Below are 15,977 nucleotides of genomic sequence, written 5' to 3'. Positions count from 1 at the left end.
GGTATTTGATCACAGGGGGTGCATTTTTCCCTGCCGTCCGAGGCTAAATTTTGCTAGGGTGCCTTCCCAGGAGGGAACAGCACCTTGGCAGAGACCCTGTATCAAATTCGCGGCCGTCAGATCAGAGAGGAAGACCTCTCGTTTATCCGCGATACCATCTCCCGGCATTGGGAACGCGGTCGAACCGCCATTTCCCGAGTGCTGTGTGAGCACTGGGACTGGCGGCAGCCGAACGGGCAACTCAAAGGGATGGCCTGCCGTGCGCTGCTGCTCAAGCTCGAAGAAAAAAAGCTCGTCAACCTCCCCCCGCCTTTGTCCACAACGAATCATCGGAAGCCCCGCAAGGCTGTTCGACGCAGCTATAGCTACGACACCTCGGAGATTCACGGAACGGTCTCCGAGTTTGGCTCTTTGAAAATCGACATGGTCCGGCGCACCCCGGATGAAGGCCTGTGGGATCACCTGGTCGATAATTACCATTACCTGGGGCGCCCCCGAATCGTCGGTGCATACTTGAAGTACCTGGCCTACCTGGATGGACACCTGGTGGCTTGCCTCGGTTGGGGCTCAGCGGCCTGGAAGGTGAAGTGCCGCGACCGGTTCATCGGTTGGGAGCCCCGTACCAGGGAAGCGAACCTCTACAAGGTCGTCAATAACGTCCGGTTCCTGATTCCGGGCTGGGTTTCGGTGGAACACTTGGCCTCGAAGCTTCTGAGCGCCAACATCCGGATGCTTCCCGGGGACTGGCAGGCGTTTTACCGCCATCCCGTTGCCTTGCTCGAAACCTTCGTGGACACCACCCGGTTCCAGGGCACCTGCTACCGGGCGGCCAACTGGGTCTATGCAGGACTGACCAAGGGGCGTGGACGCTACGACCGCTATAACCGCTGCATGGAACCGGTCAAGGCGGTCTACCTCTACCCGCTTGGCAAGCGTTTCCGCGAGGCGCTCCATGGCTGAAACGACGCTCTTTCCCGAAGGCATCGCCTTGACCGAAGAGGGGCTGCAGGATGTCCCGCGCTCCGTGCTCATCCAGATCATCCTCGCCCTTGCGGAGGAAAAGAGCGAGTTCCGAAAACGGATCGAACACCTCGAAGCGCGTCTGAACAAGGATTCCTCCAACTCGGATCGGCCGCCGTCCTCGGATCCGCCTTTCAAAAAGAAAAAATCCGGGAAGAAAAAGAAAGACACCGATCGACGGAAACTGAGCCATCCGGGGCACCGGCAGGAGATGCTCCCGCCGAAGGAAACCCGAGTCATCCTTCCGGAAATCTGCACCTGCGGCAACCGCGAGTTCCCCGAAACCGAACCGTATTATACGCACCAAGTCATCGAACTGCCGCCGATCGAACTCGAGGTCATCCACTTCGAGCTACACCGAGGCAGATGCCCGGTCTGCGGCAAGATGCAAAAGGCCACCGTCCCCAAAGAACACCGGACAGGCTACGGTCCCAGGCTTTCAGCCATGATCGCCGAGATGGCAGGCACCGGAGGCAGACAGTCGCTCAACGATTCAAACCTTCTGCGCTTCGGTGCTTGGGTTCCATATCAGCCTGAGCGCCATCCAGAAGATCATCGATCGGGCCTCGGCCGCGATCCAACTCCACTATGAAACGATCGGCCAGGCAGCCAGGCAGGCGCCGGTCAACCACATCGACGAGACCAGCCACCGCCTCAACGGCTTCCTGCAATGGCTGTGGGTCATGGCGGGGCCAGCAGTGGCTTTCTTCATGATCCATTCCAACCGTTCGAAGGAAGCCTTCGAAGCCCTGATCAAGGACTGGACCGGCATCCTGGTCTCGGACGGATACGGCGTGTACCGCAAATGGGTCGGACTGCGGCAGACCTGCCTTGCTCATCTGATCCGCAAGGCCAAGGAACTCTCCGAAAGGAAAGACCCGGACATAAAACGGTTCGGTCTGTGGGCAACCCATGAACTCCAACGACTATGCCATATGGCCAACGCTCCCCCCTCCGTCGGAGAGTGGCAGGCCTTTTATGCTCGTTTGATCCGCTTGATCACCCTTCATGAGAAGCGCAAGGATGATGCCGGCAGATTTGCACGCCGTCTTCGCAGGGAGATCGAAAACCTTTGGACGTTCCTCTCGGAGCAGGGGGTGGATCCCACGAACAATCATGCCGAGCGGATGCTTCGATTCGCCGTGCTGTGGCGCAAGTCCAGCCAGGGTACGTCCAGTGAAAAAGGCAACCGCTGGGTGGAGTGTATCCTCTCGCTCAGGCAGACCTGCCGGCTTCGGAAAAAGACAACCTTCCCCGTCCTTGTCGATGCCCTGCGCGCATACTTCCGGGGTCAGGAACCCGACCTCGCCTGGATAGCTCAGCCCACCGCCTGATCCAGATCCTGTGATCGCTTACAACATCCCAGCCTTCGTATCGATCACCGACCGGAAGGTTCATAGCGTCAACGTTTTTGATCATCCCATTCCAGAGCTTAGGGCAATCTACGTTATGGATCGATCCTATTTGGATTTCCGGCGACTCTATCAACTACAACAAAGCTCCGCTGTATTTGTAACGCGTTAAAAACAAACGCAGGATTGGTCCAGATATATTCACACAAAGTCGATAAAGTCATTGCTGTCATAGTCGACCAAACAGTTGTCTTGACAGGATATTACAATAAGAGAGATTACCGGTGAATTCTACGACCCATAAAACATTTTGACGTCCAGAAGGGTAAATCGTTCACCTTTCTTACCTGGTGTCTATCCGGAAATGATTTCCCGGTACAACCCAGTTTCCAATCCGGAAATGAGTATTTTTTGCCAATATCAAGGAAATCCAGCGTTTGCGCGGAGGCTACCTGGTGGTCGCCGCACAAGCAAATGTGCAGATTGACGCCGACATTGGCAAAAAAGACCATTTCCGGATGGAAACTACCTGGCAATTTACCCTGCCGGCCATCACGATTACTGAGTTATATCAATGCAGGCGACGGGTGCAAATCTTGTTTAAATGGATCAAAAAGCACCAGCCCATCAAGACTTTCTATGGCACATCGTAGAATCCTGCCAAAACACAAATCAGAATTTCTGTATCAAGTTACGTTTTGGTCGCCATAATGAAGAAATGCCTGAAAATCGACCTGACTCTCTACACTATTTTACAGATTTTGAGCATCACGCTATTTGAGAAAATGACTATTTTACAGGCCCTAACGGAGAACGGTTATAGGAAACAAATTGCTACCGCGCATATCCAGTTGAAATTATATGAATGTTAACCGGACGTTACTGTTTCTATCTAAAACAAAAAACGCATATCAATAGGTATACTTTAAGCCCATATAGAAGGTTCTTCTCGGATATGGATGGTAAATATGATATAGTTCATCGGTGATGTTATCGACTCCGACATGTGCGACAAGATTTTCCATGAACCTGTACGATATCTTTGTGTCGAAGACCAAATAGTCATCAATTCCCCCGTAACCCCCCTCGGTATCGGAGTTATCAAGTGTATTGAACGACTTACTTTCATACCTCCCTGCAAGGGTCATAAAAAATCTGTCAAATGGAGAATAGTCCGCAACCGCCTTTATTCTCCAGCGCGGGACCCGGGGAAATGTCTTTCCCACTGAATCGGGAACATTATCGTTCCTAAGGATGTCGGATTGCGTCCATGCCAGATTGAAAAACATCCCCAGCCCGTTAATCAAGAACCTTCGCTTGTTAAGCGCAAATTCAATACCTCTTGTGCGGACTTCCTGAACGTTTTGATAATTCTGAACGTTGGTGTAGTAATTCAATTGTTGAAATATGGCGTTCTTGATTTCATCCTCAAAAAAAGTCAGGCGGGCTTCACCGTCAGGATTGATCATTTTAGTGACCGTAAAGTCCTTAGCAAAGACCTCCTCGGGCTCCAAATCGGGATTCGATTTGGTGATTATCCCCGTGGAACTGATACCACAATAGTAGAGTTCATTAATGGTCGGGTATCGGTCGGCCCATCCCACGGAAAGGCGCAGCCGCCAATCCTCCAAGGGCCTGTATGTTGTGGACAGTTTCGGGGAAAAATTGCTGCGGTCTTTATCCTGCAAATGAGTTGAGATAAAACCACTATCATTTTCAGTGGATTTCACTCCGTCAAAACCTTTCCACCATTCATACCTGCCGCCAGCATAAACGGACAATTTTTCGAAAATATGATAGGAATCTTCAATATACAGTCCCTGCAATTGGGTTTTGCCTTTGCTGCCTTCACTGAGCGTGGTCCTCACATCCCGTTTCCAGTCGGATGCATTCCATACATCTGACTCCGTGGAATATCGATTGAATGAAAATCCTCCCGCAAGTTCATGTAAACCTGCGAACTGAACGTCATACCCCCCCTTCAGATTTAAACTGTACCAGGGGCTGTCTGTATCCGTCACTTTACCGGCTCCCCCGTTGGCCGATTCGGGCGCGGCGGTGCTCGACTGCATTGTCAGATCTTTCGCGATATCATAATAACTCCCCGATGCCCATACCTTAAAGCCATCTTCGGGCTCCAGGGAATAGTTGAAGGCGTACATATAATTCTGCTGCTGTGAATTGCTGTAACTAAATGTGGACGGACTGAGATTATATTTCTTGCCATCAATAATCACATCGCCGGAATATACTTTGTTGCCTTCGCTGTCCCGCAAGTAGGTCTCAGGGGCATTACGATCAGCTTCGGAGTCCCAAAAGGTCCACCAGAACCTGACCTGAGAATCCGGTGTAATGTCATAGGAGGACTTTATTTTGAAGGTGTTGTTTTCAATGTCCTGGGTCCCCTGCGAACCGAGGATATACCGTTTATTGCCTGTAGGATCCTCGTCCGTGACCCATCCCGATGTTTCTACGCCTGTCCCTTCCTTGCCGTCAGAGGAAAGTTTGGCCTGATAGCTTGTGGGCTGAGCCTCCACATCCAGCCTGTCGTACCAGGCCAACACAGAAAAATCACCCCATTTATTGCCAAAGGATGCGTGGGCCTTATAGCTGTTCAGGTCGTCATCGGTCTTATATTCCTTAAAATTCTGGTAAAAATATTCAGCATCGACCTGGGCCTGCATCTCCTCCGGATATTTGGTTTTGATCAATGCCGTTCCGGAAAAAGAGTTTCCGCTGAAGGCGGCAGAATAAGGTCCGTAGATTAAATCAGCGCGTTCTATCTCCTCCGGCGCCACCATGAACCACCTGGGCGCGTATCCATGGCCCGATCCCAAGAAATTGCTGATGGGCACACCATCCGCCAATACAAGCGTCCTCGCGGTCTGCATGCTGTTGTTTCCCCGAATAACGAGAGGGCTGTTGCTAGCCCCTGGGTATAGCTTCCGAAGGTAGGACCCAGGCATATATTTAAATATGTCGGAACTTTCAACTGTATTTATCCTTTCGATGCCCTCAGGCGTCAAAGTTTCTACGACTGCAGGAATCTTTTCGGCGGTCTCGTCGATTACCTTCCCTGTAACGGTGATCTCATCTAGCTCTATAACTTTTTCCTTCTTATGTGTCAAAGTGTTCTTCGCGTCTTGTTTTGCCTCTTCCTCCCCATCTGAATAGGAAGGATAGGCAACGATCGCAGATAAAATAAGAAACACGACACAACAAACAAGAAGTCTATTAGGTATCGCCATTGTTCATTCTCCACTTACTGCGTGTTTATGCCCGGATCTGAATCAAGCATTCTCAGACAATTACAGGCCTCGAATACACCTTTCGCCTCGATCTTGGGTTTGAAAATTTAAAGAACATTGGTGCAAACCCCGAGATATCCGCCCCCTTCAAAAAGAATTCGGTCGGCGTGAAAGCATGCTGGCTGAAGACTTCTTGAAGGGTAAGCAACCTGTTCTACGCCGTTTTCCCTCTAGGGAACTTCAAAAGTCAGAGTCGCTGACATGCTGCGCTTATCACAGACCTCAGGCTCGGGGTAAGGTTCCGTAATCTTAGTTACCAAAAGCCAGACTCCGGGTTTTAAGATCCTGATCCTGGCAATACCTTGTCGGTCGGTATTAGTGGTGTAAGCAAAAGCATTCTTTTCCGTGGAAAATCCCATATAGGTGCCGTACACCATCTGTGACGGCATGGGTTTCCCTTCGAGCAAGACTTTCACGCTCAAATAGTCTCCCTCCCTCAAAACTCCTGGATTTTCCAGCGGGATTATCTCGATTTGCTGGCCGACAATTTTTGAAAAAATATTGCCGCCGCCCTTTCCTACATTCACCACGGCTTTAGAGAATTTTTCCGAATAGGAGCATGACAAGACGTTTTTAAGGTCTTTTTTGGTTTTTCCCCTTTTGGAACCTTCAGTGGTTTTGCTAAAAAATCCTCCCTTTCTTTGGGCGACGATCAAACAGGTTGTGTCTTTGCTGAAAGGTTTCTGTGCCTTAAACTCTACTTCCAAATAATGATCAAATCCTGTTTTTGTCCCCTCTTCATCCAATAGGAATATCTCTTCCAAAGAATCCTTTGCCATAAATTCGCGGGGGGGCAGATAATGCCCATAGCCCAAAGTTAAAGTAATATCCTCACTAACCTGGGGCGTGTAATCGTTTACTTGAATCCAAAAATCATGCGCCATGGCAGGGGAAATATTACCGCCCAGGACCAAGGACAGACACAATAAGCCAAACAGTTTTAACGAAGTTTTCATTTTTTCTCCTTTCAAGAAGATATTCGTAGACACATAAATTTTGCCGCAAATACTTTTTTGATTTTCGGACATTCACCAAACCTGATAAGGCAACATTTTCATACTCAACGACCCAGAAAAATCAAACCACCGTTTCTCGAATAGCCTCCGGATTTACTGATGTCGTGTTTAAGGCTATTGGCAAGACCTCACCAGCCCAAGTTGATTAGACTTAAGAAATCAGCCCAACTCGATCGCTCGTTGTGAATGACGCGCATGAGAACTTGATGATCAGGATCGAATTAAACTACATCCGGCTCTTTTAAATATCCCTTTACAGTAAATTATTTCGAGAATAGCATCGTCCTTCTTGGATGTTGAGAAATGAGTTCGGACGGATGAATGAATTGCGCGGAAAATCAATTGGTTTTCCGGAAGAGCCATTCAGGCGGATGCTGAAAAATATCCGCACCTAGAAATTAGGCGAAAAATGCAATTCAAGCGCCGAAAAGACAAGACCTTGACTTTATACTGTCTCGATCATGTGTTAAACAATTCCTTTTCATCCCATATTCTTTTCACCTCCTTTCAAAAAAAAAGCCATGAAGTGCACTTCATCCCCAATAGGATGGAAGGCAACCTTCATGGCATGCCGATTCGGTAAAAAGCAATACGCCTTAATCTAAGACAACCACAGCTCCAAGCTGCATTTACCATCTAGCTCAAAGAGATGAGCAAGCAACTATTGAAAACAGCACTTTTTGTCAAGAGGAATTTGTGCCCTATCCAGAATTTTTTGTCGCCATGAATAGTATGAATGAGTGAAGTCTATTGACATTACCCGCAATCCAGGCGCCCACGGTCACGGTAATCAAAGGATACGATATGCCGGATCTCGGTGCGGCCATCCTTGTAAGCGAAAGCAGATTATTCTTTTCACCTCCTTTCAAAAAAAAAGCCATGAAGTGCACTTCACCCCCAACAGGGTGGAAGGCAACCTTCATGGCATGCCGATTCGGTAAAAAGCAATACGCCTTAATCTAAGACAACCACAGCTCCAAGCTGCATTTACCATCTAGCTCAAAGAGATGAGCAAGTAACTATTGAAAACAGCACTTTTTGTCAAGAGGAATTTGTGCCCTATCCAGAATTTTTTGTCGCCATGAATAGTATGAATGAGTGAAGTCTATTGATATTACCCACAATCCAGGCGCCCTGGCCGGGGAGAGAAGAAGATCAGGGCAGAACAGGAAGCGGGGATCTTGAAGACATGGGGAGCCAATCGAGGCTTTGGTCCGGGGCAGGTCCGGAACCTGTTGCGGCGACAAGGGGTGACGATCTCCATCCGAACGGTACGCAAAGTGATGCGGGCAAACGGTTTTGCAGCGCGAGGCAGAAGTGTAAGAGGTAAGTCCTGGAATCGGTTTGAGGCGGAAGGGTTTCCCCCCTTCGAGCTCTTGCTCTATCTTTTCCTGGCCCTGGCAGAAGACCGCAACAAAGAAAGAACCCCTTGTTTGTTCTGCTTATGGACATTTTTTCTTCCCGTATACCCATCTCTTCAAATAGGCAACCCTGAAATGTCCGCTAATTCCGCTGAGGATTGAGGTGGACCCGGCGCACACCCGCAAGGACATATGGGGCCGGTGGGGGGGCGCCCAGGCGTTTACGCCCAATAGTAAAATCATCGATCCTGGGCCATTCTGATCCCCTACAGAGCAGAACTGAGGGCAAAATAAGATGACATCCCGGCCGCCCTTCGAGGGGACAGGGGTTTTTATGTGATTTGAAAGAAAGCTGGGGATATACTTGGGGACAACGAAAAAGGGTTTCCGGTTTGTGGCTGGAAACCCTTATCTTTCCTGGCGCGCCCAGCAGGATTCGAACCTGCGACCTACGGATTCGTAGTCCGTCACTCTATCCATCTGAGCTATGGGCGCTCGAAATATTTTTTATATCATCTTGAATTGGGGATGGCAAGAGGTCGTTTCGAGGAAAATCGAGGGACGGCTATTTTTCTTGTGGGGCGTGGCGGCGGATGACCTCTTCGATCAGGGAGGTGGTGGAAAAACCGGTCTGAAAGGGGATGCGCACCACGCGGCCGCCGGCGGCCTTGACGATGTCGGCGCCGACGATGGCATCCTCGGCCCAGTCGCCGCCCTTGACAAGGATGTCGGGGAGCAGGGCCTGGATCAGCTGGAAGGGGGTCGGATCGTCGAAGATCACCACCTGGTCGACGGATGCGAGGGCAGCCAGGAGTTCGGCGCGGACTTCCTGGGGGAGGATAGGCCGGGTCGGGCCCTTGAGGGCGCGGACGGAGTCATCGCTGTTGACGGCCACGAGGAGGTGGTCGCCTAGTTGGCGGGCCTCGGAGAGGTAGCGGGTGTGGCCGGGATGGAGGATATCGAAGCAGCCGTTGGTGAAAACGACGCGCTTTCCATCGGCCTTGAGGGCTTGGACAGCTGTCTGCAGGGCCGGGAGGGTGACGATTTTTTTGAGGTAGGGGATTTCCGGGGTGTGCGGTCTTGCCATAGGGTTTCCTCTCGATCTTTACACGGCCCTGGCGAGGGTCAGGGCCTTGACGCTCCGGGCGCCGGCCTTTTTGAGGATCCGGGTGCACTCGTTCAGGGTGTTGCCGGTGGTGGCGACGTCATCCACCAGGAGGATGTCCCGGCCCTTCACGGAAGCGGGGCGTTTCAGGGAAAAGGCCTCGCGGACGTTCTTGCGCCGGTCGGTTTGGCCGAGACCCGTCTGCGTCTGGGTGTATCTTACCCTGGTGAGGGCCAGGAAGTCCAGATCCGCCTGGAGGCGCTTCGCCACAGGGCGGGCGAGCAGGAGGCTCTGGTTGAAACCCCTCTCGCGGAGGCGCCGAGGGTGAAGCGGGACAGGCATCACGAGGAGGCGGGGCGCCGCGTCGAGCCACCGGGCGGCATAGTCGGCGAGGAGCCGTCCGAAGGGCTTCGCCAGGTGCTCCTGCGCTCGGTACTTGAAGGCGTGGACGGCCTTCGTGAGGCTCTCTCCGTAGATCAACGGCGCACGGAGGGCATCGAAATGGGGAGGCTTCCGGATGCAGGCCTCGCAGAGGTGATCATCCTGGTGAGACCCCGCAAACGGCTGCCCGCAGCAGGTGCAAAGGGGGGATGACAGAGATTCCCATTGGGCAAGGCAGGCCTGGCAGAAAAGCGGATAGGCGCTGTCTGCAAACGGTTCGTTATCGTCGATGAACGCGCCGCAGACCGCGCATTTCGGCGGGTAGATCATACGGACGAGGGCTTCGAAGGGATTCACCCGGCCCCGCTATTTCTTGGGCTCGAGCGGTTCGACGAGGGGTTCGGTGAAGGCCTGGGGGGCATCGATGCGGGCCTGGGCGACGAACGCTTCATGGGTGCACTCGCGGCTGATCCCCGGGCAGGCGTCCTTGGCCAATTCCCAGGCCTGGGGGTCCTTCACGTTGGCCGGGAAAAACGGCCAGAGCGCGCAGCGCGCGGGTTTGACCGGGTGAATGAGGCACATCTTTTCACGGTCGAAAAAGATGCAATAGCCGTCGTCTCCGCACTTGAGGTAGGTCCGGCCATGGAGGGATTCACAGTACCGGTCACGAAACGCCGTCTCGGAGAGCCCCAGGAACTCCGCGATGCGGCGGGCCTCTTCATCTTTTACCACGATGCCGCCTTTGCCGTAGCAGCAGGTGCCGCACAGGCGGCACTCGAATGCCTTCATGCGTCTTTCACTCCTTTCGTGGGTCGCCGGGGGTTCGCTTCAGAAGATCCTCGAGGCGCCAGTCCACGGGGAGCCTCACCCGGCGCTGCTCCCGCCTTTCGCGGTAGACCAGGTGGCCGTGATCGAGGCCGAACTGAAAGAGGTCACGGGTCACAGCCACGTCGTTTTGACAATATTCGGTCAGTTTTTCCCACTCGCCCCGGCGAAACCACTCCACGGCCTGAAGGCCGTCGGCGGTCTTGCCGGATTCGAGCGTTTCGGCCGCCAGATGGCCCAGGCCCAGGCGGAACCCGATGCGCCGGTGGATATCCTCCAGGATGTCGAAGGTCGGCAGCGTCTTGAGGTCGAGGCTCGTGTAGGCACCGAGCACGGCGTAGTCGAAGCGGAGGATGTTGAACCCGACGATGAGTTCGGCCTCCTGGAGGTGCGCGATGAGGGCGTCCACCTCCTCTTCCCGGTAGGCGACGAACCGCTCGAGGGCGGCGTCGAAAAGCACCGCCACCGCGACGCGCATGAGGTGGGTGTTCCGCCAGCCGCCGACCTCCTGGGCCGTCTTCCGGGTCTCGAGGTCAAAGTAGAGGATGCGGGGCCCGCGCCTCGGCTCCGGAGAAAGCGCAGGCTCGGCGGCCGCGGCGGGGCCGGGCGCCTCTTCCTCTTCCGGGGCGGCCATGTCGCTCAGGGGGATGCGCCCGATGAGGCCTTCGAGGATCAGGAGCGCGGCCGCCTTGTCGAGCGGCTTGTTGCCACTCCCGCACTTGGGCGAGTGGATGCAGGATGGGCACCCCTCCTCGCAGCCGCAGTCCCGGACGTGCTCGTAGGTCTTTTCGAGGAGGGGGAGGACCATATCGAAGCCGCGTTGGGCCAGTCCCACACCGCCCGGGTGGCCATCGTAGATGAAGATGGCGCTCTTCCCCACCTGCGGGTGATGAGGATAGCAGATGCCGCCGACATCGTTCCGGTCGCAGAGGGCGAAGAGCGGAAACATCCCGATCGAGGCGTGCTCGATGGCGTGGATCCCGCCCATGAAGTGGAGTCCCTTCCGTTCCACGAAATCCTTGATCACCGCATCGATCTCGATCCAGAAACCGATGGTCTCGAAGGTCGTCGGGGGCAACTCCAGGGGGTAGACGCCCATCAGGGTCTGGCCGGGCATGGCGCGCTTCTCGAAGCCGCTCACGACCTCGGTCACCTTCAATTCCCCCTGCCGGACGATGAACTGCCCGGCTGGCTTGCTCCGCTGGATGCGGAGGATCTCCGTCTCCTTCTCGCTTCGGGCGCGGGTGTAATACTTGAGGTGCTCCCGGTGGGCCACGATGTCGCGCTTTGCGAGGATCAGGTCGTCCACCAGGTACTGTGCGGCCCGATGGAGGTAGACCGCCCCGGGGTGACACTCCTTGAAGGCGCGGATCCCGTCGATGGTCCCCACGGCCTCGCCGGTCTCGCGGTCGAAGATGGTGAAGGGCTCCCCGGCCGAGCGAATGTCCACCTGGAGGTGCGGGGTGCGCCGGCCAGGGTACCAGGTGGGCGGGTCATCGGCGCTCCGCACCAGTTCCCCGGCCTGCTCCAGCTTGTCGAGGCGCAGGGGGAGGCCTTCGCCCCAATATGTGCCGTCTTCGAGGGTGAGCGGGATCTCGGCTGCGGCGCAGGGGAGATGTTTGTCCACTACATAGGCGTTGTCGGGGTCGAGGACCGCGGCCTCGAAGGAACGTTCGAAGAAGGCCTCCGGGTGCTTCATGAAGTACTGGTCGAGGGCGTCGGGCTTGGCGAAGAGGACGATCAGGGACTCGCGGCCGGCGCGCCCCACCCTGCCGCCGCGCTGCCAGGTGTTGATCATGGTGCCGGGGTAGCCCACCAGGATGCAGACATCGAGATTGCCGATGTCGATCCCCATCTCGAGGGCGCTCGTGGAGATCACGCCGAGCAGTGTCCCGCGCGCGAGCTGCCGTTCGATCACCCGGCGCTCCTCCGGCATGAAGCCGGCCCGGTAGGAACTCACCCGGTCCTTCAGCTCCGGGCTAAGCTGTGTCACCCAGACATGTATGAGTTCCGTCAGGACCCGGGACTGGGTGAAGGCGATGGTGCGCCGTCCCCGGCGGATGCATTCCGCAAAGAGTTTCGCCGAGAGGAAGCTCGGGCTTTCAGCGAGCGGGTTCAGGAGCACCACGTGCTGCCCGGCCCGCGGGGCGCCCGGAATCTCCACCACCGCGACGTCCTCCCCGACGAGTTGTGCCGCGAACTCCGCGGGGTTGTGCACCGTGGCCGACAGCAGGATGAAGCGCGGGTCTGCGCCGTAGCTCCGGGCGATGCGCTTCAGACGCCGGATGATCTGGTTGACGTGGGAGCCGAAGATGCCGCGGTAGGCATGGACCTCGTCCAGGATCACATAGCGGAGGCGGCTGAAAAGCTCTTTCCAGGACTCGTGGTAGGCCATGATCCCCCGATGGAGCATGTCGGGGTTCGTAAGAAGCACCTCCGGGGGCGCGGACCGGATCTTCTTGCGCGCATAGGCGCTCGTATCCCCGTCGTAGACCTCAGCGCGGGCGGGCGGGCCCAAGGCCTCCTTGAGCCAGGGCGCAAGCTGTTTGATCTGGTCGCGTGCGAGGGCCTTCAACGGGGAGAGGTAGAGATGGCGGGAACCCGGGTCTTCGAGGAGGCTTTGCAGCATCGCGAGGGTGTAGACGAGGGTCTTGCCGCTCGCCGTGGGGGTGGCGACGACGATGTTCCTGCCCTCGAAGAGGAGGCGCAGGGCCTCGGACTGGTGGCTATAGAGCTGCGGGATCCCCAGGCGCGCCGGCACCGCGGCCAGCTCCGGCCGGAGTGGAGGCTCATCGCCATAGGCCGCCTCCTGGGGGGAGAGGTAACGGTCATGAACGAAGGCATCCCTGAAGTCGCGGTGATTCTTCAGGTACTCGATGATGAGGGAAAGACTCAAAGGACAATCCAGCGGCGGCCCTGGAGCGGCGCCCCTCGGGGGCGGATGGCGGGAACAGGTCTCCCCGGGCGTTCGGCAAGAAATGATGGGTGGGCGCAGCCCTATTGCGCGTCTTCTTCCGGCTTCGCCCCGAACTTGGAGCGCAAGGCGTCGGCGATTTCCTTGTCACCGGGCCTCGGACTCGCGGCAATGCGCCGTTCGGCCTCTTCCCAGGCGGGCTTCAGGATGTCGGTCATGAAGGTGTCGTTCTCGCTGCTCCAGGCGCTCCACCCGTCGATGCCGATATACTCGTTGTAGTGGGTGCGGTAATAAGGGTCGTAGATCCTGGCGCCCTTCTCCGGATCGATCTCGTATTTCACCCACTTGCCGTCGAACAGCGCGAAATCTCCGTCTTCGAGCCCCATGCCGCGCAGCAGGGCCTTGTGTTCTTCCTTGATATCCATCATGCCTCTTCCAGCACTCCTAACTCGGCCTTCGCGGACTCGAGCTCCCCCTGCCGCGCCTCCCAGCGTTCGAGCAGATCGGTCAAATCCCTCCTGGCCTGGTTGTATTGGGTCAGCAGCCTGACCCCTTCAATCTTATCCTTGAAAACCTCCGGATCCGCAAGCCTTTTTTCCGCGTCCGACTGCAGGGCCTCGAGCTCTGAGATCCGCATCTCGATCCCGGCCAGATCCGCTTCGATCGGGCGGAGCTTTTCGGAGATCATCCGGCGCCGCTCGGCGCGCTCACGCTTGAGGTCCTTCCGGTTAGGGCGGGCCTGCCCGCCGTTGGATTCGGGAGGTTTGAGCGCGGCAGACACTCCGATTTCAGGGGCTGCCGCAGCCGCAAACCCCGATGCGGACAGCGGCGTCCGCCCCGTTCTTTCGAGCCGTTCCAGGTGCTCGTAATACTCCGTCAGGTTCCCCGGGTACTCCGTCACACCATGCGGCCCTACGTCCCAGATCTTCGTGGCCAGCCGGTTCACGAAAGACTGGTTGTGCGAGACGAAAAGGAGCGTCCCCTGGTACCCTGCGAGGGCGTCGATCAGCTTTTCGGACGAGGTGATGTCCAGGTGGTTGCTGGGCTCGTCCATGACCATCAGGTTCCCGGGCTTGACCAGGAGCTTCGCCAGGGCCACCCGCGCACGCTCGCCCCCGGAGAGGACCTCGATCGGCTTGTCCACGTCCGAACCCGAAAAGAGGAAGGCGCCGCAGACGTTCCGAACAAACGACACGGTTTCTTGCGGCACCACCGTGTAGACCTCCTCCAGCACGGTCTTGTGCGGGTCCAGCGTATCGGAATGGTGCTGGGCGAAGTAGCCCATCTCGACGTTGTGGCCCGGGGCGATGGTGCCATCGTCCGGCCGGAGTTCGCCGGCGATCATCTTGAGAAGCGTGGTCTTCCCGCAGCCATTTGGACCCACGACCGCGATGCGCTCGCCCCGCATCACCCCGAGGGTGACATCGCGGTAGAGGGTCTTCGCACCGAAACGCTTCGAAAGCCCTTCGATCCGCAAGACCTCGCGCCCGCTCTGCGGCGGGGCGGGAAACGTGAAGTGAATGGTCTTCACCCGCTTGTGGGTCTTGACGATCTCCATCTTCTGGACAAGTTTCAGCTTGCTCTGCGCCTGGCGCGCCTTGGAGGCCTTCGCCTGGAAGCGCTCGATGAATCTCTGCGCCTCTTTGACCTTTTGTTCCTGGTTACGGGCCTTCGCCTCGAGGGCGCGCTCCTCATCCTCGCGCGCCTTGAGATAGAAGTCGTAGTTCCCGGAGTAGACGCGCATGCCCTCGATCTCGAAGCTGATGATGCGCTTGACCTGCCGGTTGAGGAACTCGCGGTCGTGGCTCACCAGGACCATGGCGCCGGAGTAGGACTGCAGGAACTGCTCCAGCCAGTGGACCGAGGGGATATCGAGGTGGTTGGTGGGCTCGTCCAGGAGGAGAAGGTCCGGCCGCTGATACAGGAGACCCGCCAGCGCCGCCCGCATCTTCCACCCGCCGCTGAGGGACGTAACGGGCTGCGAAAACTCCTCCTGTTTGAAACCGAGGCCGATGAGGATCTTCTCGGCTTCGTGCAGGGGATAAGTCTGTTCGAGGTGGTCGATCCGCCCCTGAAGTTCGGCCAAACGCTCGGCCAGCCGCGCCTGTCCGGCGGGCTCATCGGCCTCGCGCAGGGCCGCCTCCGCCTCCTCGAGTTCCGCCCGCAGCTGTCGGCGCTGCGGAACCGCATCAACGACCGCCTGCAGGAGTGGGCCCGACAGGCTCTCCTGCACATCCTGCGGCAGGTAGCCGACAAGGGTCCCCCTGGCGATGCGGATCTCGCCGTCATCGGGGGCCATTCCACCGGTGATGAGCCTCAGGAGCGTGGACTTGCCGGCTCCGTTCGGCCCCACGAGGCCGATCCGGTCTCCGGATTCCACCGAAAAACCGACCCCTTCGAAGAGGGGCCGGTTGAGAAACATCAAGGAAAGATTGATGACGGTAACCAGACTCATGCGCTGCTCGTTTCACCTCAATGGTAATGATCGCCGATCGATAGCAACCTTTCCTTATGACACATAAGGCGCAAAAGGTCAAGCTGCGCGCTGAGCGGAAAAAGTCTCGCACCGGCCGAGGACCTCCAGGCACCGTGGATCCGCACTCCCGCCCCGAAAAACGGGCCGCGATTTCCGGCCTGGGCCCTCCAAATCCCCAAGGGAAATCCATGCAGCAGGAACCTGATCTCATGCGGAACC

General features: G+C 56.5%; 12 protein-coding genes and 1 tRNA gene. 3 read left to right on the top strand and 10 right to left on the bottom strand.

The genetic code is table 11. The features are described 5' to 3' along the window. Positions 1–84: 84 nt before the first annotated feature. From ACZ500_RS24890 to tnpC, 3 genes are read left to right on the top strand one after another with little or no spacing between them, the layout of a single operon-like run. Positions 85–960 carry a Druantia anti-phage system protein DruA gene (locus ACZ500_RS24890; RefSeq protein ID WP_464230129.1) on the top strand — a complete coding sequence of 292 codons (876 nt, stop codon included), beginning with the start codon at positions 85–87 and terminating at the stop codon, positions 958–960. Continuing rightward, the gene (locus tag ACZ500_RS24885; RefSeq protein WP_464230128.1) at positions 953–1,612 is read left to right on the top strand and encodes a DUF6444 domain-containing protein; all 660 of its coding nucleotides are present in this window, start codon (positions 953–955) and stop codon (positions 1,610–1,612) included. The genes ACZ500_RS24890 and ACZ500_RS24885 overlap by 8 nt, the downstream gene beginning before the upstream one ends. Continuing rightward, positions 1,533–2,354: an IS66 family transposase gene (gene tnpC, locus ACZ500_RS24880; protein ID WP_464230127.1), complete on the top strand. Its 822-nt coding sequence runs from the start codon at positions 1,533–1,535 to the stop codon at positions 2,352–2,354. The genes ACZ500_RS24885 and tnpC overlap by 80 nt, the downstream gene beginning before the upstream one ends. A 296-nt stretch (positions 2,355–2,650) precedes the next feature. Here the strand turns inward: tnpC and ACZ500_RS24875 are convergent, their stop codons facing one another. From ACZ500_RS24875 to ACZ500_RS24830, 10 genes are all read right to left on the bottom strand, one after another. Beyond that, entirely contained in the window at positions 2,651–2,884 is a 234-nt protein-coding gene (locus ACZ500_RS24875) for a hypothetical protein (protein ID WP_464230126.1), read from the bottom strand. A gap of 399 nt (positions 2,885–3,283) precedes the next feature. After that, on the bottom strand, positions 3,284–5,620 hold the full coding sequence (locus ACZ500_RS24870) for a TonB-dependent receptor (RefSeq protein ID WP_464230125.1): 2,337 nt from the start codon (positions 5,618–5,620) through the stop codon (positions 3,284–3,286). Between the two features lie 230 nt (positions 5,621–5,850). Next, positions 5,851–6,708 (bottom strand): DUF4198 domain-containing protein, encoded by an 858-nt coding sequence (locus ACZ500_RS24865; protein ID WP_464230124.1) that lies wholly within the window; start codon positions 6,706–6,708, stop codon positions 5,851–5,853. Between the two features lie 1,767 nt (positions 6,709–8,475). After that, a tRNA-Arg gene (locus tag ACZ500_RS24860) sits at positions 8,476–8,552 on the bottom strand. A gap of 70 nt (positions 8,553–8,622) precedes the next feature. Next, complete coding sequence (gene rfaE2 / locus ACZ500_RS24855) at positions 8,623–9,144, bottom strand: D-glycero-beta-D-manno-heptose 1-phosphate adenylyltransferase (RefSeq protein WP_464230123.1); 522 nt, start codon at positions 9,142–9,144, stop codon at positions 8,623–8,625. A gap of 18 nt (positions 9,145–9,162) precedes the next feature. Beyond that, entirely contained in the window at positions 9,163–9,900 is a 738-nt protein-coding gene (locus ACZ500_RS24850; protein ID WP_464230122.1) for a phosphoribosyltransferase family protein, read from the bottom strand. Between the two features lie 9 nt (positions 9,901–9,909). Then, complete coding sequence (locus tag ACZ500_RS24845) at positions 9,910–10,332, bottom strand: YkgJ family cysteine cluster protein (protein WP_464230121.1); 423 nt, start codon at positions 10,330–10,332, stop codon at positions 9,910–9,912. A 7-nt stretch (positions 10,333–10,339) separates the two neighbouring features. Beyond that, positions 10,340–13,264 carry a DEAD/DEAH box helicase gene (locus ACZ500_RS24840; protein ID WP_464230120.1) on the bottom strand — a complete coding sequence of 975 codons (2,925 nt, stop codon included), beginning with the start codon at positions 13,262–13,264 and terminating at the stop codon, positions 10,340–10,342. Positions 13,265–13,365: 101 nt separating this feature from the next. Beyond that, positions 13,366–13,710, bottom strand: a complete 345-nt coding sequence (locus tag ACZ500_RS24835; RefSeq protein ID WP_464230119.1) for a hypothetical protein — start codon at positions 13,708–13,710, stop codon at positions 13,366–13,368. Next, positions 13,707–15,737 (bottom strand): ABC-F family ATP-binding cassette domain-containing protein, encoded by a 2,031-nt coding sequence (locus tag ACZ500_RS24830; RefSeq protein ID WP_464230118.1) that lies wholly within the window; start codon positions 15,735–15,737, stop codon positions 13,707–13,709. The genes ACZ500_RS24835 and ACZ500_RS24830 overlap by 4 nt, the downstream gene beginning before the upstream one ends. Between the last annotated feature and the right edge of the window lie 240 nt (positions 15,738–15,977).

This window comes from Desulfatiglans parachlorophenolica (genome assembly GCF_055394735.1).
Note: the sequence above shows the minus strand (reverse complement) of the source record. Positions and strands in the feature narration are given on the sequence as shown.

Excerpts from the sequence above, each read along its gene's own strand:
- ACZ500_RS24870 (WP_464230125.1), bottom strand. The coding sequence starts at position 5,620 with ATGGCGATACCTAATAGACTTCTTGTTTGTTGTGTCGTGTTTCTTATT.
- ACZ500_RS24830 (WP_464230118.1), bottom strand. The coding sequence starts at position 15,737 with ATGAGTCTGGTTACCGTCATCAATCTTTCCTTGATGTTTCTCAACCGG.
- ACZ500_RS24845 (WP_464230121.1), bottom strand. The coding sequence starts at position 10,332 with ATGAAGGCATTCGAGTGCCGCCTGTGCGGCACCTGCTGCTACGGCAAA.
- ACZ500_RS24835 (WP_464230119.1), bottom strand. The coding sequence starts at position 13,710 with ATGATGGATATCAAGGAAGAACACAAGGCCCTGCTGCGCGGCATGGGG.
- ACZ500_RS24865 (WP_464230124.1), bottom strand. The coding sequence starts at position 6,708 with ATGTCCGAAAATCAAAAAAGTATTTGCGGCAAAATTTATGTGTCTACG.
- ACZ500_RS24875 (WP_464230126.1), bottom strand. The coding sequence starts at position 2,884 with ATGGTCTTTTTTGCCAATGTCGGCGTCAATCTGCACATTTGCTTGTGC.
- ACZ500_RS24885 (WP_464230128.1), top strand. The coding sequence starts at position 953 with ATGGCTGAAACGACGCTCTTTCCCGAAGGCATCGCCTTGACCGAAGAG.
- rfaE2 (WP_464230123.1), bottom strand. The coding sequence starts at position 9,144 with ATGGCAAGACCGCACACCCCGGAAATCCCCTACCTCAAAAAAATCGTC.